We start from the raw sequence: 20,486 nt of genomic DNA, 5'->3' as shown, positions 1-20,486 counted from the left end.
CATCAGCGGCCGGCGAGGGCCGGCGCGCCGGCCGGGGTGAGCTGGTAGGCCGACGGCAGCTCGGCGGCCGGCCTGGGCGCGACGGGCACCAGGTCGATGACCATGCGGGTCGGTGCGAACGCCTCGGCGTACCCGATCCGGGCCTGCGCGCCCCAGTGCCGGGCCGAGGCCACGACTGCGTCCGGCTCGACCATGGCCGACATCTCCACCTGCGACGCGTGCGCCCGCAGCGCGGCGAGCTTGCCGGACAGGAAGGCGGTGACGTCGACGTAGGTGGTCGGGCTGAACGTCAGCGTGGACGGGCTCTGGAAGTGCAGCACCCGGGAGAGCCGGCGCGCCGCCGACAGCGTCGCGGAGGCGACGGCCCGGTGGTCCTGGTGGCTGTCGTCGGGGGCGTGCACGTAGACGACGTCGGCGTCGGTCGCCTGGATCGCCCGCTCCACGACGGCGACCGTGGCGGCGTCCGCGGCGACCGAGCAGTCGCGCAGCCCGCCCCAGAGCAGTCCGGCGCCCAGCGTCCGGGCGGCCTGTTCCTGCTCGGCCCGGCGCCCGACGACCGCGGCGTCGTCGCCGGGGCCGTTCTCGCCGCCGGTCATGACCAGCATCGTCACCTCGTCGCCGGCCGCGGCGTGCGCCAGCAGGGTGGCGCCGCAGCCCAGCTCGATGTCGTCGGGGTGCGCCCCGACCGCGAGCACCCTACGCATCGTCGCGGCCCTCTCCGGTGCCCGCGGCTGCGGCCAGCGCCCGCCGGCGGACCCGGTCGACGGTGACCACGCCGAACACGCCGGCGAGCACCAGCGCGATCGCCGGCCCGGTCCCGTTGCCCTCCTCCGGCAGCTCCGTGGCGGCCGGGCAGGCCGGGGCCTCGGAGCGCTTGAGGTGCAGTCGCTCGTCACCGATCTTCCAGTTGGCGCTGCCACCCTGGACGGTGACCGTGAAGGCACCGTCGTGCCGGCCGGCCGCGAAGACCGTCGGCTGGGCGCCGTCGTACTTCCCGGGCACGATCCGGTTCTGCTTGCCGTGCGGGACGGTCACGTCCTGACCGGTGCCGTTGTCGTAGCCCACCACCGCGGTGAATCCGCCGCCGGCAGCCGGCGAGGTGCAGTTGAGGACAGGGGTGACGGCCCCGGCGGCCGAGGCCGTCCCGGGGGCGGCCACCAGTCCCAGGACCGTGACCACCGGGACCAGCGCGGCACGGCAGAGCCGGCGGCGGCTGCGCCGCACGGTAGAGAAGCTGCTCGGGCCGTCCATGGACGCGACCTCCGGTCCGGGGGCGGTGGACCCGCCCGACCAGACTCCATCGGCGTCCCGGGCACCCGGCTGTAGGGCCGCGGGGGATCTCCTCCGGACGGGTGAGGGGCGGCTCAGCGAGCGGCTCCCGCACCGACGCCCAGGAGGTCGAGCGCGACCGCCGCGGCCGCGGGGAAGTCCTCGGTGACGGCGTCGGCTCGCGGCACGTCCGGCGCTGACGCGTACTCGCCCTGCCGGACCCGGACGGCGCGGGCCCCCACCGCCGCGGCGACGGCGACGTCCTTGCCCGGCCGGTCGCCGATGACCAGCAGCCGGTCCGGCAGCACGCCCAGTCGCGCGGCGACGGCGAGCAGCCCTGCCGGGTGGGGCTTGCGGGCAGCGCGCCCGCCGAGTGAGTCGGTGACCACGACGACCGGGAGCAGCGGCTGCAGCCCGGTGGCGGCCAGCTTCGCCGCTTGGACGACCGGGTTGCCGTCGGTCAGGCAGCCCAGCGGCGCGGCGGCGCGGAGGGCCCGCAGCGCCTCCTCCACCCCCGGGTAGGGCGGCAGCCGCGGCGGGGTGTGCCCGGTGAACGCGGCCACCAGCGGCGGCACCAGCTCCGCCAGCGCCCCGGCCGGCGTCCCCACCGCCAGCAGCGCGCGGTCGATGGTGCCGCCGGTGTCGGACCCGGCGGCCAGCTCGCGCCGCAACGCGGCGTGCACCGCCGCGCCGTCCAGGCCGGCCAGCCCGGCCGCGGTCCCGACCGCCGCGGCCGCGGACGCCAGGTACTCGGCCTGCGGGTACAGCGTGTCGTCCAGGTCGACCACCACGCCCAGCGGAGCGGGTCCCGGCCGGCCGGTCACCATGGCAGCCGCCCGTCGGTGAAGTCCGGCTCGTCCAGGGCCAGCAGCGCATCGGTGCGCTCGTCGGCGAGGGCGGCGGCCACCTGGAGCCCGGTCGTCCCGTCCCCGTAGGGGCACGGCGTCGTCGCGGCCCGCTCCTGGCCCTCCGGCGCGGTGTGCCCGGCCGCCGCCGACAGCACCGCGGCGGCCGCGCTCTCGTCGGCCAGCCCGGCGAGCGTCGTCGTCCCGGCCTCCACCCCCTCCCAGCGCGGCGTGGAGCCGCGCAGCACGACCACCGGGACGCCCAGGTACGCCGCCTCCTCCTGGATGCCGCCCGAGTCGGTGACCGCCAGCCGAGCCGAGCCGAGCGCGGCCAGCAGGACGTCGTACTCCACCGGCCCGGTGAGGGTGATCGAGGGGTGGTCGAGGGAGCCGGTGAGCCCCGCCGCGGCGAGCCGCGCGGCGGTGCGGGGGTGCACCGGGAAGGTCACCGGCCCGACCTGCTCGGCCAGCGCCCGCACCACGCCGACCAGGCGGGCCAGGCGGGCCGGGTCGTCGACGTTGGTGGGCCGGTGCGCGGTGACCAGCACGCCGGACCGCTCCGCCGGCGGCACCGGCCGCACCCCGCGGGCCACGAGGGTGTCGATCACCGGGTTGCCGACGACCAGCACCCGCTCGGCGTCCACCCCCTCCGCGGCGAGGAAGGCCGCGGCCCGCTTCGTGGGCGCGAAGTGCAGGTGCGCGACCGCCGCGGCGACCCGCCGGTTCACCTCCTCCACGCTGCGGGGGTTGAGGCTGCGCAGGCCGGCCTCCAGGTGGGCGAAGGGCAGCCCCGCGCCGCGCGCGGCCAGCGCGTAGGCCGGCACGGTGGCGGTGTCGCCGAGCGCCAGCACCAGGTCGGGAGCGCAGCGGGCGACCGCCCGCGCGGCGTCGGCGTGCAGCGCGCCGATCCGCTCGGCCGGGTCGGCCGGCAGCTGGAAGCGGTGCCCGGGCGTGAGCCCCAGGGCCTCCTGCAGCCGCGAGCTGAGCGCGGGGTCGGTGTGCTGTCCGGTGTCCACCACGCTGACCCGGTGTCCCGCGCCCTGCAGGGCGGCGACCACCGGGGCCAGCTTGACGACCTCGGGCCGGGTGCCGAAGGGCACCAGGACGTGCCGGCTGCGGCTCACGCGGTCACCGCCGCGGGCGCGCACGGGTCGAGGACCGGCTCGCCGTCGCCGCTGGTGTACGTCTCGGCGAAGTAGCGGCTCATCGCGACCCCGGGCCGGAACCCCAGTGACGGCAGCGCCGTGCTCGGGTGGCGGACGCCGGCGAGGTAGGCGCTGACGACGTCGGCTCCGGCCGCGAGGGTCAGCGGCAGGCCGCCGGAGAACCGCGGGTTGATCTCGACGACCGTCGCGGTGCCGTCGTCGGCGACGAAGCCCTGCACGTTGGCCGGGCCGACCAGCCCGACCGCGGCCAGCGCGCGGGCGACGACGTCGGCCACCTCCGCGGAGGCGAAGGTCTCGCCCTTCACCGAGATGCCGGCCTTGGTCTCCGCCCGCCACCGCGGCACGGCGGCGCGCAGGCCGCCGTCCCGGTCGACGAGGGTGTCGGTGGTGAACTCGCGGCCGGTGAGCCGGGTCTGCACCAGGAGGTCGGGGTCCCCGGCGAGGGCGGCGACCACCGCGGCCCGGTCGTCGAGCAGCCGCACGCCGCGGCTGCCCCGGCCGGCCAGCGGCTTGACCACCCACGGCCCGGGGACGCCCTCGACCTCGTCCGGGCCGGCGGCGGTGGCCGGGTGCGGCACGCCGGCGGCGGCCATCGCCCGGGCGAACGCGGCCTTGTCGCAGCAGAGGTCGACGGCGGCGGGGGAGGGCAGCCAGGTGGCGACGCCGGCGGCGGCCAGCCGGCCGGCACCGGCGGCCAGGTGCGGCAGCTCCTCGGCGACCGTGCTGATCAGGGCGTCGACCCCGCCTGCCGCGCAGGCCGCGGCCAGCGCGTCGACGAAGCGGGGGTGGTCACCGCGGGGCACGGTGACGGCCGCGTGCGCGAGGGCGCACCCGGCCGCGGTGCTGTCGGCGTCGGCGGCGACCACCCGGTGGCCCAGGGCGACCAGCCGGCGGACCACCGCCACGCCCGCCGGGCCGCCGGCCCCGGTGACGAGGACGGCGGGGCCGGCCGGCCCGCCGTGGGACGGCGTCGGGGCGGGCGCGATCGGGCGGGACAGGGGCGGGGAGGAGGTCATCTGTGGTCCTGGGTCGTCGAGTGGGGGACGGTCGGGTACGGAGCGCCTGGTCTGCGGGGACCGGGCGGGACGGGCACGGCGGCCCGGGGCGAGGGCAACCGGACGGTCGGGGAGTGGTCGGGCCGTCCGGCCTGCTGCGCCGCAGGCGCGGCGACGCCTGGGGTGGCGTCCTCACGCGTCGGGTGCTGCAGCAGCCAGCCGCGCGCCCACAGCCGCAGGGCCGCCGACCGGTGGTCGGTGACCGGCTCCCACTGCCGGGCGGCGATGGCCTCGGCGAGGGCGTCGAGCACCACCGGGTCGTCGTCGTAGGTCGCCACGGCCACCAGGGACGCGGCGTGGGCGCCCAGCCCGTTCGCGGTCAGCGCCCGCACGCGCGCGGCCCGCTCGGCGGAGGGCAGGTGGCCGATCCGGTAGTCGATCCGCGTGGCCTCCCGGCGCGCACCCATCCACTGGGACACCCGGCGCGGGAGCACGTAGCGGTGCACCAGGCCGGCCAGGTTCACCCGCCGGGAGACCGCGCGCACGTCGTCGTCCGCCGGTCGGTACCCCAGACCGGGACGGGCCCAGCTGTCCGGACGCCGGGCGGTGTGCCGCCCGGCGACGTCCTGCTCGGCCCGCTCGGCCGTGGGCAGGGTGATGCAGACCATCAGCAGGAAGCCGCCGAGCGTGGCCGCGAGGTTCCACACCGTCCCCGCCCAGTCGTGGAAGAGCACCAGCGCCGGCGTCCCCCACACCAGGCCGGCGAGGGTGGAGGCGACCAGCCGGAGGTGGTTGAGCAGCAGCAGGACGGCGACGGCCACGACCAGCCCGGCGACCGCGTGCTGGCGGCGTCCCCGGAGCACGACCGCGGTGAGCGCGGTGAGGCCGAGGACCGAGAGGATGGACGAGCAGGACTCGGTGACCTCGGCCAGGATGATCTCGCCGCCGGGGCGGAAGACGAGGACGTGGCGGGGCAGGGAGCCCGAGACCGACCCGACGCCGACGGCGTCCAGCACGGCCGCCACCCAGCGGGCCTCGTGCACCTGGAGGAACCCGGCGCCGTAGCGGAAGCCCACGGCGCAGATGGCCACCGCCAGCCCGAGGTCCAGGAGCACCGCGAGGAGCCGGCGGCCACTGCCCAGGGGCCGGTACCGGTACCGGCGCCGAGGGGCCCGGTGGTACCTGGTGCGGACCGGGACCGGGGTGGCCATCAGGACCTCCCCGCGCCCAGCGGCGCCGACGGGTCGACCCGGACGGTCGAGGTCGCACCCGACCGCGAGGTCTTCACCCAGGTGTAGGGGCGGCCGAGCATGCCGTCGACGTAGGCGCGGGTGGTGATCCAGATGGACAGCGCGAAGGCGGGGAGGAAGCCGAGCAGCCGCCAGGCCGACCGGCGTTCCACCCGGCCGATGAGCAGGCCCACCGAGAGCTCGGCCAGCGGCCCCACGAACAGCAGCATCGACAGCGGCAGCAGCGCGACGACCGGCAGGTCACCGATGCCGAAGGAGCGCAGCACGGTGAGCAGCAGGCCGATGCCGCTGAGCAGCGGTACGTGGTAGACGAGCAGGAACAGCGTCGTCTCGACCTTCTCCACCACGGACAGGTGCGGGGAGGCCATCAGCGGTCGCCAGTAGTCGCGGAAGCACTTCTGGTGGCCTCGGGCCCACCGGTAGCGCTGCTTCCAGAACCGCTGGGCGGTGACCACCGCCTCCTCGAAGTCGACGGCGGAGAGGTCGTACCGGACGCGCTGACCGCCCATCAGCACCCGCAGCGTGAGGTCGGTGTCCTCGGTGACGGTGTGCGGGTTCCACCCGCCCAGCCCGCGGAGGGTGGACATCCGGACCGCGCAGTTCGCCCCGCCGTACGCGGGCAGCTCGAACAGCGCCTGCCGGCCGTACTCGTTGACCAGGTAGCCGGAGAGGAAGTCGACGAAGACGGTCGAGGCCATCGGTGAGTCCCGGCCGTTGCGGATGACGCAGCGGCCCATCACCGCACCCACGACGGGGTCGCGGAAGTGCCGGACGAGCCGGCGCACCGACGTCGGGTCCGGCTCGTGGTCGGCGTCGAAGACCACCGCGACCTCGGCGTCGACCAGGGCGAGGGCGTCGTTGAGGGCACCGGACTTCCCACCGCCCGAGCCCGGTGGCCGGTGCAGCACCCGCAGCCTCGGCTCCCGGGCGGCCCACGCGTCCAGCCGGTCGCCGGTGCTGTCGTCCGAGCCGTCGTCGACCACGACCAGGGTGAGCCGGTCGGCCGGGTAGTCCAGCCCGAGCAGCGCGGTGAGCATCCCGTCGACGACCAGTTCCTCGTTCTTGCAGCCGACGAAGACCGCGACCGAGGGCGTGTAGACCGACAGCCCGACGTCAGCGGCGAGCATGTCCTGCTCCGCCCACCGCGCGGCGGCCGCCGCGAACCCCAGGTGCCGGCAGAAGTAGACGGCGAAGACGACGTTCAGCACCCCGCCGAGGACGCCGAGCGTGCGGTCCAGCCCCAGGAAGAGGGACACCAGCACGAACCCGACGACGTAGGAGAGCAGGACCAGCCGCCGGCCCTCGGGCCGGTCGTCGTGCCCGGCGCGGGCCGCGTCGGCCTCCCCGCCGGCGGGTGCGTCGTCGGAGTGCCCGGACACGGGTCCGCCGTCGACCGTCCCGGGGTCCACGGCCTTCCTCCTCCGACGACGGGCGCAGGGCGGAGTGCACGGTCCGCCACGTGCCTCCATCGGCAGGGCGCGGAGCCGGATTGACCGCCGTCCCGGAGAAGTGGCCGTGCCGGGGCCGGCCGGCCTCCGGGAAAGAGTCGCGCTGCCGCATTCCCGGCATGGTCGGCGGAATGCGTCCGCGTCGGCGGACCCGTGTTCGCGTCCGTTTAGCCGGTAGGGAGCCGAATGTGGACCGGAATACGCGCACCGACCCGGTCGGGTGATTTCCCCGGACGCCGCGGCGCTGATTGGCTCATGGGCCGCGATCCGTGGTGCAATGGCGTTGTCGGAACACTGGGCAGCAATTCTCGACGGCCCAGATCCCCGCGAAACAGGAGTGAGCAGACAATGGCACGCAAGGTCCAGGTGATCCTGAGCGACGACCTCGACGACAGCATCTCCGCTGACGAGACGGTCACCTTCGCCCTCGACGGGACGACGTACGAGATCGACCTGTCGGAGAAGAACGCCTCGGAGATGCGCGACGTCCTCGGCAAGTACGTCTCGGCCGCTCGCAAGGTGAGCAGTCGCGGCACCCGGGCCTCCGGCGGCGGGCGTTCCCGCGCCACCGGTGGCGGCGGCCGGATGGACCGCGAGCAGGCCGGTGCCATCCGTGACTGGGCCCGCAAGAACGGCCACGAGGTGAGCGACCGCGGACGCATCCCGGCCAGCGTCGTCGAGGCCTACGAGGCCGCCCACTGAGAGAGGACCCCCTTGCCCCCCGGCACTCGCAAGCTCGTGCCGGGACCCTGCAAGGGGGCCGAAGAACGACCGGCTGAGCCTCTGCGCGAGGTCACCCGTCCCGGCGACCCGGCACCTCCTCGAGGGGTGCCGGGTCGTCGTGCGTCCGTGCGTCGTCCGCTGAGGGCGTAACGGGGGGTCGGAACAGCACTCGTGGGACGGGAGTTGGGACAGACGAGCCACCCCACCGTCCCGGATGCCGACGCCGGTGGCGTGGTGCGAACTACAGTGGAGCGACCGGTGCCCAGCGCGCCGACGAACGTCGGGTGTCCACAGTCCCCTGCCGGGGACACGAGCACAGCAGGTCCAGCCGGTCAGAGGAGATACAGCAGATGTTCGAACGGTTCACCGACCGAGCCCGTCGGGTGGTCGTCCTGGCTCAAGAAGAAGCCCGGATGCTCAACCACAACTACATCGGCACCGAGCACATCCTCCTGGGTCTGATCCACGAGGGTGAGGGCGTCGCTGCCAAGGCGCTCGAGTCCCTCGGCATCTCGCTGGAGGGTGTCCGTCAGCAGGTCGAGGAGATCATCGGCCAGGGCCAGCAGGCCCCGTCCGGTCACATCCCCTTCACCCCGCGGGCGAAGAAGGTGCTGGAGCTGTCGCTGCGCGAGGCGCTGCAGCTCGGCCACAACTACATCGGCACCGAGCACATCCTGCTCGGCCTGATCCGCGAGGGCGAGGGCGTCGCCGCCCAGGTCCTGGTCAAGCTGGGTGCCGACCTCAACCGCGTCCGCCAGCAGGTCATCCAGCTGCTGTCCGGCTACCAGGGCAAGGAGCCGGCCGCCGCCGGTGGCCCCGCCGAGGGCACGCCGTCGACCTCCCTGGTCCTCGACCAGTTCGGCCGCAACCTGACCCAGGCCGCGCGCGACTCCAAGCTCGACCCGGTGATCGGGCGGGCCAAGGAGATCGAGCGGGTCATGCAGGTGCTCTCCCGGCGGACCAAGAACAACCCCGTCCTCATCGGCGAGCCCGGCGTCGGCAAGACCGCCGTCGTCGAGGGCCTGGCCCAGGCCATCGTCAAGGGCGAGGTCCCCGAGACGCTGAAGGACAAGCAGCTCTACACCCTCGACCTCGGCGCCCTGGTCGCCGGTTCCCGCTACCGCGGTGACTTCGAGGAGAGGCTGAAGAAGGTCCTCAAGGAGATTCGCACCCGCGGCGACATCATCCTGTTCATCGACGAGATCCACACCCTCGTCGGGGCCGGTGCCGCCGAGGGCGCGATCGACGCGGCGAGCATCCTCAAGCCGATGCTGGCCCGTGGCGAGCTGCAGACCATCGGCGCCACCACGCTGGACGAGTACCGCAAGCACCTGGAGAAGGACGCCGCGCTCGAGCGCCGCTTCCAGCCCATCCAGGTCGGTGAGCCGACGCTGCAGCACACCATCGAGATCCTCAAGGGGCTGCGCGACCGCTACGAGGCGCACCACCGGATCAGCATCACCGACAGCGCGCTGGTGGCTGCCGCGACGCTGGCCGACCGGTACATCTCCGACCGCTTCCTGCCCGACAAGGCGATCGACCTGATCGACGAGGCGGGCGCCCGGATGCGGATCAAGCGGATGACCGCCCCGCCGGACCTGCGCGAGTTCGACGACCGGATCGCCGGCATCCGCCGCGAGAAGGAGTCGGCCATCGACGCCCAGGACTTCGAGAAGGCCGCGTCCCTCCGCGACAAGGAGAAGCAGCTGCTCGGCGAGAAGTCCGAGCGCGAGAAGCAGTGGAAGGCCGGCGACATGGACGTCGTCGCCGAGGTCGACGACGAGCAGATCGCCGAGGTCCTGGCGAACTGGACGGGGATCCCGGTCTTCAAGCTGACCGAGGAGGAGACCACGCGTCTGCTCCGCATGGAGGACGAGCTCCACAAGCGGATCATCGGCCAGGAAGAGGCCATCAAGAGCGTCAGCCAGGCGATCCGGCGCACGCGTGCGGGCCTCAAGGACCCGCGCCGTCCGGGTGGCTCGTTCATCTTCGCCGGCCCCTCGGGTGTCGGTAAGACCGAGCTGGCCAAGGCGCTCGCGAGCTTCCTGTTCGGCGAGGACGACGCGCTCATCCAGATCGACATGGGCGAGTTCCACGACCGGTTCACGGTGTCCCGACTCGTCGGTGCCCCTCCCGGTTACGTCGGTTACGACGAGGGTGGCCAGCTGACCGAGAAGGTGCGGCGCAAGCCCTTCTCGGTGGTCCTCTTCGACGAGATCGAGAAGGCGCACGCGGACGTGTTCAACACACTTCTGCAGGTGCTCGAGGACGGCCGGCTGACCGATGGCCAGGGCCGGATCGTGGACTTCAAGAACACGATCCTGATCCTGACCACCAACCTCGGGACGCGGGACATCTCCAAGGCCGTCGGCCTCGGCTTCCAGGCCGGGAACGACACCGCCAGCAACTACGAGCGGATGAAGCTCAAGGTCAACGAGGAGCTCAAGCAGCACTTCCGGCCGGAGTTCCTCAACCGCATCGACGACATCGTCGTGTTCCACCAGTTGACCGAGAACGAGATCGTCCAGATCGTCGACCTGATGCTCGCCCGGGTCGAGGGACAGCTGGCCAACAAGGACATGTCGCTGGAGGTCACCCCCGCGGCCAAGAAGCTGCTGGGTGCCCGCGGGTTCGACCCGGTGCTGGGGGCCCGGCCGCTGCGCCGGACGATCCAGCGCGAGATCGAGGACGCGCTCTCGGAGAAGATCCTCTACGGCGAGCTGGCCCCCGGCCAGATCATCGTGGTGGACGTCGAGGAGAACGCCGACCCGACGGCCTCGACCTTCACCTTCCGCGGTGAGGCCAAGCCGATCGACCTGCCCGACACGCCCCCGGTCGCCCTCACCGGCGCCGAGGGTGACGAGGAGGGTCCGGCGGCCGCTCAGGCCGACTGAAGGACCCCGTCCTCCTCACCCCTCGCAAGCGCGGGGGTGAGCCTCCGGACGGGGCCTGGGGCCAGACAGCACGAGGGCCGTCCCGCCAGCCGGCGGGGCGGCCCTCGTGCTGTTCCCGGCCCGGTGGCCCCGCTGCAGGGTCCCGCCGCGAGTGGAAGGACCCGCTCCTCCCCGACCCCGCAAGCTCGGGCCGGGCCCCTGGAGCGGGCCGGGGGGCAGCGGGGTCCTTCCTCAGCCGGGGAGGGTGAAGCGGCCGTCGTCGGTCTGGGCGACCAGGCCGTCGACCAGCAGCGAGTCCAGGCACCGGGCGCGCTGGGCGGCGTCGTCCCACACCTGGTCCAGCTCCACCGGCGCGACCGGTCCCGGGGCCGCCCGCAGTACGTCCAGCAGCCGGCCACGGACCTGCCGGTCCGTGCCGGCGAACTTCTGCACCCGCCGGGGCGGCCCGTCGTGCGCCGGCGACCCGGCCAGTCGCCAGGCGCACCGGTCGCGCACCGGGCAGGCGCCGCACCGGGGGGTGCCGGCCACGCAGACCAGCGCGCCGAGCTCCATCACGGCCACCGAGAAGCGGACCGCCCGGTCGTCGTCCTCGGGCGCGAGTGCCGCGATGTCGGTGAGGTCCGCGGCCCGGGCGGGAGCGGCCTCCGCGCGGCCGTGCACCAGCCGGGCGACCACCCGCCGGACGTTGGTGTCCACCACCGGCTGGCGCTGCCCGTGCCCGAAGCAGGCGACCGCCCGGGCGGTGTAGGTGCCGACGCCCGGCAGCGCCTCCAGCGCGGTCACGTCGGCCGGCACGATGCCCGCGTGGCGCTCGACGATCGCCAGTGCGGCCTCCCGCAGCCGCAGCGCCCGGCGCGGGTAGCCCAGCTTGCCCCAGGCGCGGATGACCTCAGCGGGTGAGGCGGCGGCCAGGTCGGCCGGCGCGGGCCAGCGGTCCATCCACTCCCGCCAGCGCGGCTCGACGCGGCTGACCGGGGTCTGCTGCAGCATCACCTCGCTGACCAGCACCGCCCACGGGTCGGTGCCCGGCTCCCGCCAGGGCAGGTCGCGGGCCGACCGGGCGTACCAGTCGACGATCGACTCACCCGGCGCTGTCGCGTCGGCGGCAGGGGACGGGCGGTGCGCTGCGCTCATCGGGTCCCAGTGTGCCGGGCGGCCGGTGACGCCGTGGGGCTCCCCGCTGGGTGTGTGACGGAACGGGTCCACAGCGGCCGGAAACGCCTGGCGTGGCGCGGCACGCCGAGCCGCACCGGCGGTTAGCGTCCTCCTGTGCTCCACCCGGTCGGCCCCCTGCCCGCCGCCGTCTACTGGCGGCGTCGTCTCCTGCTGCTCGGCCTCGTGCTCGCCGTGCTCGGCGGTGGTGGCTGGCTGGCCGTGATGCTGATGTCCGGGGACGCCGGCGCCGACCAGGTCGTGACCGCGGCCGCCGACGAGGCCGACCGCCCGGTCCAGCCGTCGGCCCTGGAACAGGTGGTGCCCTCCCTGGCCGCCGTGCGGGTGCCCACCGTCCCGCCGGCCTCGTCCGCGGCGGAGCCCGGGGACCCAGCTGCGGAGCCCACGGCGGCCGGTCCGGAGCCCGGCGGCCCGTGCGGGGACGACATGATCTCGGTCGAGGTGCGGACGGCGGAGTCGGCCGTCGCGGTGGGCAGCAAGCCCACGCTGGACCTGGTGGTCACCAACGTGTCGGCCGTGCCCTGCGTGCGGGCGCTGGACAAGGGCCTGCAAGAGATCGTGCTGCTCGACGCCGGCGGTGGCCGGGTGTGGGGGAGCAACGACTGCTTCCCCGAGGCGAGCAGTGACCTGCGCACCCTGGCGCCGGGTGAGGCCGCGGTGTTCCCGGTGGTGTGGGGCGGGATGACCAGCTCGCCCGACTGCGCCACCCCGCGGGTGGCGCCGGCACCGGGCGACTACGTGCTGCGCGGCCGGCTGGACACGAAGACCAGCGGCGACACCGCCCTCCGCCTGAACTGACGGCCGAAGGCCGTGCGGCCCCGTCCAGAGGCTCGCCCCGAGCGTGCGAGGGGTGAGGAGGACGGGGTCCTTCAGGAGTAGCGGTCGAGGATGGAAGTCTCAGCGAGCCGGGACAGGCCCTCGCGGATGCCCCGGGCGCGGGCCTCGCCCACGCCCTCGACGGCCAGCAGGTCCTCGATGGTGGCCGCCAGCAGCTTCTGCAGCCCACCGAAGTGGGAGACCAGCCGGTCGATGATCCCGGCGGGCAGCCGGGGCACCCGCGCCAGCAGCCGGTACCCGCGCGGGCTGACCGGGGAGTCCAGCGCGTCGGGCGAGGTGGGCAGGCCGTAGCAGCGGGCCACCGCGGACAGGTCGAGCAGCTCGGTCGCCGTCAGCGCGCGCAGGTCGGCGAGGACCTCCTCGCCGGTGCGCCGCCGGCCGCCCGGCAGGTAGTCGCGCACCAGCAGGCCGCGGTCCTCCTCGACCCCGGCCAGCATCTCGTCGAGCTGGAGGGCCAGAAGCCGGCCGTCGGTGCCCAGCTCGACGACGAAGCCCTCGATCTCGTCGGCGATCCGGCGGACCATCTCCAGGCGCTGGCTGACGCTCATCGCGTCCCGCACCGTGACCAGGTCCTCGATCTCCAGCGCCGACAGCGTGCTGGCGACCTCGTCCAGCCGCAGCTTGTAGCGCTCCAGCGCGGCGAGCGCCTGGTTGGCCCGGGCCAGGATCGTGGTGGGGTGCTCGAGGGTGTACCGGCGGCCGGCCACGTAGACGGAGATGATGTGCATCGACTGGCTGACCGAGAGGACCGGGAAGCCGGTCTGCAGCGCGACCCGCTCGGCGGTCCGGTGCCGGGTGCCGGACTCCTCGGTGGGGATGGTCGGGTCGGGCATGAGGTGCACGCCGGCGCGCACGATGCCGGTGCCGTCGTAGGAGACGATCACCGCGCCGTCCATCTTGGCCAGCTCGCGCAACCGGGTCGCCGAGAGGGCGACGTCCAGGGCGAACCCGCCGGTGCACAGCGACTCGACCACCCGGTCGTAGCCCAGCACGATCAGTGCCCCGGTGCGCCCGGCGAGGATGCGCTCCAGGCCGTCGCGGAGGGCGGTTCCGGGGGCGATCCGGCCCAGCAGCTCCCGCAGGGCGACCTCTGGGTCCACAGCGGGGGGCACGAGCGCTCCTGACGGTCGGGCGGTACAGCTGTCGATCCTACGTGGCGCCGACGGGGGACCGGTGACCTCGGGGGCCGGTGGGCCCCGCCGGCCGCGCCCCGGCCGCCCGGTCGCTCACCACAGCCGGGCGAACAGCGCGCCCAGGTCGGGCACCTCGATCAGCCGCATGCCCTGCGGCGCCGGTCCGGCGTCCTCGGGCACCAGGGCGGTGGTGTAGCCCTGGCGGGCTGCCTCGGCCAGCCGCCGGCTGGTCCCGCCCACCCGCCGGATCTCCCCGGACAGGCCCACCTCCCCGATGGACACCAGCCCGGAGGGGAGGGCGCGGTCCTTGGCCGCGGAGGCGATCGCCAGGGCCAGGGCCAGGTCGGCGGCGGGCTCGACGATGCGGACCCCGCCCACCGAGGCGGCGAACACGTCGGACTCGGCCAGCTTGACCCCACCGCGCCGTTCCACCACGGCGTTGACCATCGCCACCCGGGCGGGGTCGAGCCCGCTCACCGCCCGGCGCGGCGACCCGCCGCCCGCGGTGGCCACCAGGGCCTGCACCTCGGCCAGCAGCGGCCGGCTGCCCTCCATGGTCACCGTGACGCTGCTGCCCGGGACGGGGGCCGAGCGGCGCGACACGAACAGGTGGGAGGGGTCGGGCACCCCGATCACCCCGCTGTCGCCGATCTCGAAGCAGCCGATCTCGTCGGCCGGCCCGAAGCGGTTCTTGGTCGCCCGGACCATCCGCAGGGTGGAGTGCCGCTCGCCGTCGAAGGAGATGACCACGTCGACCAGGTGCTCCAGCGCCCGTGGGCCGGCGATGGCGCCGTCCTTGGTGACGTGGCCGACCAGGATGGTGGTCATCCCGCGCCCCTTGGCCACCGCGGACAGTGCCCCGGCCACGGCGCGGACCTGGGTCGCCCCGCCGTCGGTGCCGTCGACGGCGGGGGAGCGGACGGTCTGCACGCTGTCCAGCACCAGCAGCGAGGGGTTCACGTCCTCGACGTGCGACAGCACCGCGCTCAGCTCGGTCTCCGCGGCCAGGTACAGCTGGTCGTGCAGCGCACCGATCCGCTCGGCGCGCAGCCGCACCTGGGCGGCGGACTCCTCGCCGGAGACCACGAGCGTGGGGCCGTTGGCGGCGGCGACCCGGTGCGCGACCTCGAGCAGCAGCGTCGACTTGCCCACCCCCGGCTCGCCGGCGACCAGCAGGACGGCGCCGGGGACCAGGCCGCCGCCCAGCACCCGGTCGAACTCGGCGATGCCCGTGGGCACCGCCCGGGCGCCGGCCAGCTCGACCTCGGAGATCGGCCGGGCCTTGGCGCTGACCGGCCCGGCGCTCACCGACCGCAGCGGCGCGGCGACGGCACCGGCCTCGGCGATGCTGCCCCAGGTCTGGCACTCGGGACAGCGGCCGACCCACTTGGCCGAGGTGTAGCCGCACTCGGAGCAGCGGTGGGCGGGGCGGGTGGACTTCACGGACGGAGGCACCCGGCGATCGTGCCGGGGGGGTACGACAGTCCGGGGGTGCGGCGCTGCCGCGAGGTCACTCGGTGTCGCTGCCGCCGAGCTGCGTCTCGCCGCCGCCCTCTTCCTCGTGGTGGAAGTCGAAGGGCTCGCCGCGGGGCTGCTCCTCGGTCGCGACGCCGACCAGGACCCGGACCTGGACGTCCCCGGCCCGCTCGAAGGTCATGGTCACGTCGAGGGCCTGGCCGGCGGTGAGCTCGTCCTGGAGCCCGGTCAGCTCCACGGACGGGCCGTCACCGCCGATGAAGACGTTGCTGTTGGGCGGGATGACCACCTCCAGCTCGGTGGAGGCCGCACTGGTCGGAGCCGCAGTGGTGGGTGCCGCGGTGGTGGGTGCCGCCGTCGTGGGCGCCGGGGCCGCGGTCGTGGGCGCCGGGGCGGCCGTCGGGGCGGCGGCCGTGCCACCGGGCGCCGCGGTCGGGCTCGGCGTGGGGGTCGCCGTGGGCGTGCCGGTGGCGTCGACGTCGGTCGGCTCCGGTGTCGCCGGCGGGCCGACGAGCTCGGCGGCGGCGAAGCCCTCGCCGGAGATGCCGACCAGGGTGTCCTCCTCCTGGCCGGTGTTGGAGATGGCCACCAGGAGGGAGGCGTCGCTGCCGGCCTCGTACACGCCCTCGTCCGGGAACTCGAGCTGGGCGTCGCGGATCGTCAGGTCACCGATCGTCGCCGTTCCGCCGACCTTGTCCCGGACCTGGGTCGCGGTCTGGGCGACCTGGCCGGCGCTGCAGGCCGAGAGGGCCACCGGCGAGAGCAGCAGAGCACCCATCGCAGCAGCGCGCAGTGCGCGGTTCACAGCGTCGACCTCCAGGACGTGCCGGCCACCGGGGAGGGGTGACCTGAGTCGGGGAGAGCGTAACGGTCGGCCCCGGGTCGCCGCTGGGAGGCGGGCGGAGGCGGGCGGAGGCGGGCGGGCGCAGGACGCCCGCCGGACGGCCGTGGGGAGGCGGGGGACGCAGCCGCGGGGCAAGCTGGTCCGGTGGGAGCGGGGAACAGCAGGTCGGAGGTCCGGGACCCGGCGCTGGCGGACTTCCCCGCCCGGGCGCCCGAGACCCGGCGCTGGTGCTTCGCCGATCAGCTGGGCCCGCACTTCCTGGACGCCCCCGACCAGCCGGTGCTGCTCGTCGAGGCGCGCTCGGTGTTCCGGCGGCGGCGCTTCCACCGGCAGAAGGCGCACCTGCTGCTGTCCGCGCTGCGGCACCGGGCCGCCGAGCTGGGCGACCAGGCGGTGTTCCTGCAGACCGACACCTACGGCGAGGCGCTGGAGCAGGTGCGCGAGCCGCTGTCTGTCTGCGCGCCCACCACCTGGCCGGCCCGCGACTTCGTGCTCCGCCGCCCCGATCTGCGGGTGCTCGCCGCCCGCGGGTTCGTCACGGGGCAGGACGACTTCCGGCGCTGGGCGGACAGCAGGGGTCGGCAGCGGCTGCTGATGGACGACTTCTACCGGGTGGCCCGGCGCGTCCACGACGTCCTGATGGACGGCGCCGAACCGGTCGGCGGCACCTGGAACCTCGACCACGACAACCGGGAGCCACCGCCGGCGGACGGCCGGGTGCCGGTGCCGCCGCCCTGGCTGCCGGAGGAGGACGAGATCGACGCGCAGGTGCGCGCCGACCTCGACCGCTGGGTGGCCGACGGCGACGTCGCCTTCGTCGGGGACGACGGTCCGCGGCTGTTCCCGGCCAGCGCGGCGGAGACCGAGCTGCGGCTGCGCGACTTCCTCGACCACCGGCTCGGCGCGTTCGGCCCGCACGAGGACGCCATGCTGGCCGGCGACCCCTGGCTGGCGCACTCGATGCTGTCCGCGGCGTTCAACCTGGGACTGGCCGACCCGGTCGACGTCGTGCACCGCGCGGAGGCCGCGTACCGGGCGTCGGTCGCGGCCGGGGAGCCGCTGCCGTTGAACTCCGTGGAGGGGTTCGTCCGGCAGGTGATGGGCTGGCGCGACTACATCTGGCACCTCTACTGGTACCTGGGGCGCGACTACCGGCACGGCAACGCGCTGGACGCCCAGGAGGAGGTGCCCGCCTGGCTCGCCGAGCTCGACGCCGAGGCGGTGGACGCCAACTGCCTGTCCTCGGTGCTGGCCGACCTCCGGCAGCGCGGCTGGGTGCACCACATCCCGCGGCTGATGGTGCTGGGCAACTACGCGCTGCAGCGCGGCATCCGGCCGCTGGCGATGACCGACTGGTTCCACCGGCTGTTCGTCGACGGCTACGACTGGGTGATGGTCGCCAACGTCGTCGGCATGAGCCAGCACGGGGACGGCGGCGTGCTGGCCACCAAGCCCTACGCGGCCGGGGGCGCCTACATCGACCGGATGAGCGACTACTGCGGCGGCTGCCGCTACGACCCGAAGCAGCGGCTGGGCGAGGACGCCTGCCCGTACACCGCCGGCTACTGGGCCTTCCTGGACCGCAACCGCGAGCGGCTGGCCGGCAACCGGCGGATGCGCCAGCCGCTGGCCGGGCTCGGGCGGCTCAAGGGGCTCGAGGCCGTGGTCGACCAGGAGGTCCGCCGCGGCACCGACCCGCCGTAGGCCCCCCTGCAGGGGCAGGGGGGTCCTTCCTCAGCGCACCGCGGCGCCGCTGAGGAGCAGCAGGACGACGTCCAGCACGGTCAGCACCATGACCGCGGGGAAGGCGGCGCGGCGCCGGTGCGGGCTGCCGGCCAGGGCCGCCAGGACGACGGCCGGGACGGCGAGGACGACCGCGGCCCAGCCGGCGACCCCTGGCGGCCCGGCGGGACCCAGCACGAGCAGCAGGGTGGCCCCGCCCAGCAGCAGCGCCCCGGCCACCGCGGAGGGGACCGCGCCGATCCGGTGCGGCAGCCCGCGCACGCCGGTGGCCAGGTCGTCGGCGACGTCGGGGGCGACGTTGGCGACGTGCGCCGCGCCGCCCAGGGCCGCGCCGGCGGCCACCAGCCACCAGGGGGCGGCCGGGGTGCCGGGGGCGGCGGCCACCACGCCGGCCGGCAGCGCGCCGAACCCGGTCAGGTAGGGGAGCGGGGAGGCCGCGGTGCGCTTGAGCCCGGCGTTGTACGCCCAGCCGCTGGCGACCAGCCCGAGCAGCAGCAGGCCGGGGACGGCGCCCAGCAGCAGGGACAGCAGCAGGGCCAGGGCCAGCGCCCCGCCGGCCGCCGTCCGCAGCAGGGCCGGGGTCACCGCACCCTGGACCACCGGCTTGTCGGTCCGGCCGACGGCCAGGTCGCGGCCGGCGTCGAGCCAGTCGTTGCTCCAGCCGATCGACGCCTGACCGGCCAGGACGGCGACCCCGACCAGGGCCGTCCGGCCGGCGTCCGCACCGGCGGCGACGACCAGCAGCACCGCGACGACGGTCACCGCGAGCGCGGGTCCCGGATGGGTGGCCCGGGCGAGCGCGCGGAGGGTCGCCGGTGCTCCCGTCACGCCGCCCAGCGTGTGCCCACGCACACAGACCACCTCCCTGTCAACCCCCGGTTGACCTCGGTCGAGCCCCTGACCTGCGCGTTTGTCGGAGTTCGACGAGCCGGGCGGCATTCTCCCGTGGTAACCTGGGGTGAGCGAAAGGGGTCACACACACATGGGTTTCACTGTTGGCGAGACCGTTGTCTACCCGCACCACGGCGCGGCGCTCATCGAGGCGATCGAGCAGCGGACCATCAAGGGTGTCGAGAAGCGCTACCTCGTGCTGAAGGTCGCCCAGGGCGACCTCACGGTGCGGGTCCCGGCAGACAACGCAGAGATCGTCGGCGTCCGTGACGTCGTCGGTCAGGAGGGCCTGAACAAGGTCTTCGAGGTGCTGCGTGCCCCCCACACCGAGGAGCCGACCAACTGGTCGCGGCGGTACAAGGCCAACCTCGAGAAGCTGGCCTCCGGTGACGTGAACAAGGTCGCCGAGGTCGTGCGTGACCTCTGGCGGCGGGACAAGGACCGCGGCCTGTCCGCCGGGGAGAAGCGGATGCTCTCCAAGGCGCGGCAGATCCTGGTCAGCGAGCTCGCGCTCGCCGAGGGCACCAACGAGGACAAGGCCGAGGTCCTCCTCGACGAGGTCCTCGCCTCCTGAGTCGGGGCGTCCCCGGCGCCCGGCTCCACCCCAGAGATCCCCAGACCACTCCCGTGCACGCTGTCGGCATCGTCGCAGCGGCCGGGAGTGGTCTGCGTCTGGGGGCAGAACTCCCCAAGGCGCTGGTCCGGCTGGGTGGCCGGCCGCTGGTGTGCTGGGCGGTGGACGCGCTGCGCGCCGGGGGCGTGGACGAGGTGGTCGTCGCCGTGCCTGCCCCGCAGCGGGCCGCCTTCACCGCGGTGCTGCCCGACGATGTGCACGTCGTCGTCGGGGGCGACACCCGGACGGCGTCGGTCCGGGCGGCCCTCGCCGTCGCCCGCGAGCACGCCGCGGACACGGGCCGCTGTGCCGTGCTGGTGCACGACGCGGCCCGCCCGCTCACCCCGCCCGAGGTGGTCGCCCGGGTCCTCGCCGCGCTGGAGGACGGCGCGGACGCCGTCGTCCCGGTGCTGCCGGTGGTCGACACCACCGTGGTCGTGGACGACGACGGCGCGGTCACCGACGACGTGCCCCGCGCCCCGCTGCGTCGGGTGCAGACCCCGCAGGGCTTCGAACAGGCCACGCTGGTCGCCGCCTACGGCCGCGCGCACGGCACCGCCGCGGAGTTCACCGACGACGCCTCGGTGGTCCGGGCCGCCGGGACCCGGGTGCACACCGTCGCCGGCGACGAGCGGGCCGCCAAGATCACCGTGGCGCACGACCTGGCGCTGGCGGAGCTCCAGCTGTGACCACCCCCCTGCCGCGGGTCGGCATCGGCACCGACGTCCACCCGGTCGAGGCGGGGCGGCCGTGCTGGCTGGCCGGGCTGGAGTGGCCGGGGGTCGACGGCTGCGCCGGGCACTCCGACGGTGACGTCGCCGCGCACGCCCTCACCGACGCGCTGCTGTCGGCGGCCGGCCTGGGTGACATCGGCGGGCTGCTGGGCACCGACGACCCCCGCTGGGCCGGTGCCCGGGGTGCCGCGGTGCTCGAGCACGTCCGCGAGGTGCTCGCCGCGGCCGGCTGGGAGATCGGCAACGCGGTGGTCCAGCTGATCGGCAACACCCCGAAGCTGGCCCCGCGCCGGGCCGAGGCCGAGGCCGCACTGTCCGCCGCGCTGGGCGCCCCGGTGAGCGTCACCGCCACCACCACCGACGGGCTGGGCCTCACCGGACGCGGCGAGGGCAGGGCCGCGGTGGCCACCGCGCTCGTGGTCCGGAGCACGCCGGGCGCGCCGTAGACTCCG

At 75.1% G+C, this 20,486-nt stretch carries 19 protein-coding genes; 7 read left to right on the top strand and 12 right to left on the bottom strand.

Features of this window, described 5'->3' with window-relative positions; translation table 11 throughout:
* Positions 1-2 precede the first annotated feature (2 nt).
* From ACWIX6_RS20915 to ACWIX6_RS20885, 7 genes are all read right to left on the bottom strand, one after another.
* Positions 3-704 (bottom strand): PIG-L deacetylase family protein, encoded by a 702-nt coding sequence (locus tag ACWIX6_RS20915; protein ID WP_448614363.1) that lies wholly within the window; start codon positions 702-704, stop codon positions 3-5.
* The gene (locus ACWIX6_RS20910) at positions 697-1,251 is read right to left on the bottom strand and encodes a hypothetical protein (RefSeq protein ID WP_448614362.1); all 555 of its coding nucleotides are present in this window, start codon (positions 1,249-1,251) and stop codon (positions 697-699) included. Before ACWIX6_RS20910 ends, ACWIX6_RS20915 begins: the two co-directional genes overlap by 8 nt.
* Positions 1,252-1,364: 113 nt before the next feature.
* Positions 1,365-2,093, bottom strand: coding sequence for an HAD family hydrolase (locus tag ACWIX6_RS20905; protein ID WP_448614361.1), 729 nt, complete (start codon positions 2,091-2,093; stop codon positions 1,365-1,367).
* Positions 2,090-3,238 carry a non-hydrolyzing UDP-N-acetylglucosamine 2-epimerase gene (wecB, locus tag ACWIX6_RS20900; protein WP_448614360.1) on the bottom strand — a complete coding sequence of 383 codons (1,149 nt, stop codon included), beginning with the start codon at positions 3,236-3,238 and terminating at the stop codon, positions 2,090-2,092. The genes ACWIX6_RS20905 and wecB overlap by 4 nt, the downstream gene beginning before the upstream one ends.
* The gene (locus ACWIX6_RS20895; RefSeq protein ID WP_448614359.1) at positions 3,235-4,296 is read right to left on the bottom strand and encodes an ATP-grasp domain-containing protein; all 1,062 of its coding nucleotides are present in this window, start codon (positions 4,294-4,296) and stop codon (positions 3,235-3,237) included. Before ACWIX6_RS20895 ends, wecB begins: the two co-directional genes overlap by 4 nt.
* Positions 4,293-5,486, bottom strand: coding sequence for a hypothetical protein (locus tag ACWIX6_RS20890; protein WP_448614358.1), 1,194 nt, complete (start codon positions 5,484-5,486; stop codon positions 4,293-4,295). Before ACWIX6_RS20890 ends, ACWIX6_RS20895 begins: the two co-directional genes overlap by 4 nt.
* Complete coding sequence (locus ACWIX6_RS20885) at positions 5,486-6,934, bottom strand: glycosyltransferase (protein ID WP_448614357.1); 1,449 nt, start codon at positions 6,932-6,934, stop codon at positions 5,486-5,488. The genes ACWIX6_RS20890 and ACWIX6_RS20885 overlap by 1 nt, the downstream gene beginning before the upstream one ends.
* 387 nt (positions 6,935-7,321) lie before the next feature.
* On the opposite strand from ACWIX6_RS20885, the gene ACWIX6_RS20880 reads away from it, so the two are divergent.
* The gene (locus ACWIX6_RS20880; RefSeq protein ID WP_448614356.1) at positions 7,322-7,675 is read left to right on the top strand and encodes a histone-like nucleoid-structuring protein Lsr2; all 354 of its coding nucleotides are present in this window, start codon (positions 7,322-7,324) and stop codon (positions 7,673-7,675) included.
* Between the two features lie 371 nt (positions 7,676-8,046).
* On the top strand, positions 8,047-10,590 hold the full coding sequence (locus ACWIX6_RS20875; RefSeq protein ID WP_448614355.1) for an ATP-dependent Clp protease ATP-binding subunit: 2,544 nt from the start codon (positions 8,047-8,049) through the stop codon (positions 10,588-10,590).
* A 231-nt stretch (positions 10,591-10,821) separates the two neighbouring features.
* On the opposite strand, the gene ACWIX6_RS20870 is transcribed toward ACWIX6_RS20875, so the two are convergent.
* The gene (locus ACWIX6_RS20870; protein WP_448614354.1) at positions 10,822-11,724 is read right to left on the bottom strand and encodes an A/G-specific adenine glycosylase; all 903 of its coding nucleotides are present in this window, start codon (positions 11,722-11,724) and stop codon (positions 10,822-10,824) included.
* 135 nt (positions 11,725-11,859) lie between these two features.
* On the opposite strand from ACWIX6_RS20870, the gene ACWIX6_RS20865 reads away from it, so the two are divergent.
* A complete protein-coding gene (locus ACWIX6_RS20865) occupies positions 11,860-12,561 on the top strand; it encodes a MucR family transcriptional regulator (protein WP_448614353.1) in 702 nt (233 codons plus the stop codon).
* Between the two features lie 71 nt (positions 12,562-12,632).
* On the opposite strand, the gene disA is transcribed toward ACWIX6_RS20865, so the two are convergent.
* From disA to ACWIX6_RS20850, 3 genes are all read right to left on the bottom strand, one after another.
* On the bottom strand, positions 12,633-13,712 hold the full coding sequence (gene disA, locus ACWIX6_RS20860) for a DNA integrity scanning diadenylate cyclase DisA (protein WP_448614352.1): 1,080 nt from the start codon (positions 13,710-13,712) through the stop codon (positions 12,633-12,635).
* A 114-nt stretch (positions 13,713-13,826) separates the two neighbouring features.
* Positions 13,827-15,188: a DNA repair protein RadA gene (gene radA / locus ACWIX6_RS20855; RefSeq protein WP_448614351.1), complete on the bottom strand. Its 1,362-nt coding sequence runs from the start codon at positions 15,186-15,188 to the stop codon at positions 13,827-13,829.
* Positions 15,189-15,243: 55 nt separating this feature from the next.
* A complete protein-coding gene (locus ACWIX6_RS20850) occupies positions 15,244-15,987 on the bottom strand; it encodes a hypothetical protein (RefSeq protein WP_448614350.1) in 744 nt (247 codons plus the stop codon).
* Positions 15,988-16,197: 210 nt separating this feature from the next.
* Between ACWIX6_RS20850 and ACWIX6_RS20845 the strand changes: the two genes are divergently transcribed.
* Positions 16,198-17,757 carry a cryptochrome/photolyase family protein gene (locus ACWIX6_RS20845; RefSeq protein ID WP_448614349.1) on the top strand — a complete coding sequence of 520 codons (1,560 nt, stop codon included), beginning with the start codon at positions 16,198-16,200 and terminating at the stop codon, positions 17,755-17,757.
* A gap of 30 nt (positions 17,758-17,787) precedes the next feature.
* Here ACWIX6_RS20845 and ACWIX6_RS20840 read toward each other — a convergent pair whose 3' ends face one another.
* Positions 17,788-18,624: a UbiA family prenyltransferase gene (locus ACWIX6_RS20840; RefSeq protein WP_448614348.1), complete on the bottom strand. Its 837-nt coding sequence runs from the start codon at positions 18,622-18,624 to the stop codon at positions 17,788-17,790.
* 154 nt (positions 18,625-18,778) lie between these two features.
* Here ACWIX6_RS20840 and ACWIX6_RS20835 point away from each other — a divergent pair, with 154 nt between their 5' ends.
* The 3 genes from ACWIX6_RS20835 to ispF are packed head-to-tail and all read left to right on the top strand — an operon-like array spanning position 18,779 to position 20,480.
* Entirely contained in the window at positions 18,779-19,261 is a 483-nt protein-coding gene (locus ACWIX6_RS20835; RefSeq protein WP_179649379.1) for a CarD family transcriptional regulator, read from the top strand.
* 53 nt (positions 19,262-19,314) lie between these two features.
* A complete protein-coding gene (ispD, locus tag ACWIX6_RS20830) occupies positions 19,315-19,989 on the top strand; it encodes a 2-C-methyl-D-erythritol 4-phosphate cytidylyltransferase (protein WP_448614347.1) in 675 nt (224 codons plus the stop codon).
* Positions 19,986-20,480 (top strand): 2-C-methyl-D-erythritol 2,4-cyclodiphosphate synthase, encoded by a 495-nt coding sequence (ispF, locus tag ACWIX6_RS20825; protein ID WP_448614346.1) that lies wholly within the window; start codon positions 19,986-19,988, stop codon positions 20,478-20,480. Before ispD ends, ispF begins: the two co-directional genes overlap by 4 nt.
* Positions 20,481-20,486: the final 6 nt, after the last annotated feature.

Source organism: Modestobacter sp. URMC 112 (genome assembly GCF_053502575.1).
This window is presented reverse-complemented; position numbering and strand designations above follow the sequence as displayed.

What these genes read in the sequence shown, in the direction of transcription:
- ACWIX6_RS20915 (WP_448614363.1), bottom strand. Translation starts at nt 704, where the DNA reads ATGCGTAGGGTGCTCGCGGTCGGGGCGCACCCCGACGACATCGAGCTG.
- ACWIX6_RS20910 (WP_448614362.1), bottom strand. Translation starts at nt 1,251, where the DNA reads ATGGACGGCCCGAGCAGCTTCTCTACCGTGCGGCGCAGCCGCCGCCGG.
- ACWIX6_RS20895 (WP_448614359.1), bottom strand. Translation starts at nt 4,296, where the DNA reads ATGACCTCCTCCCCGCCCCTGTCCCGCCCGATCGCGCCCGCCCCGACG.
- ACWIX6_RS20890 (WP_448614358.1), bottom strand. Translation starts at nt 5,486, where the DNA reads ATGGCCACCCCGGTCCCGGTCCGCACCAGGTACCACCGGGCCCCTCGG.
- ACWIX6_RS20880 (WP_448614356.1), top strand. Translation starts at nt 7,322, where the DNA reads ATGGCACGCAAGGTCCAGGTGATCCTGAGCGACGACCTCGACGACAGC.
- ACWIX6_RS20875 (WP_448614355.1), top strand. Translation starts at nt 8,047, where the DNA reads ATGTTCGAACGGTTCACCGACCGAGCCCGTCGGGTGGTCGTCCTGGCT.
- ACWIX6_RS20870 (WP_448614354.1), bottom strand. Translation starts at nt 11,724, where the DNA reads ATGAGCGCAGCGCACCGCCCGTCCCCTGCCGCCGACGCGACAGCGCCG.
- ACWIX6_RS20850 (WP_448614350.1), bottom strand. Translation starts at nt 15,987, where the DNA reads ATGGGTGCTCTGCTGCTCTCGCCGGTGGCCCTCTCGGCCTGCAGCGCC.
- ACWIX6_RS20835 (WP_179649379.1), top strand. Translation starts at nt 18,779, where the DNA reads ATGGGTTTCACTGTTGGCGAGACCGTTGTCTACCCGCACCACGGCGCG.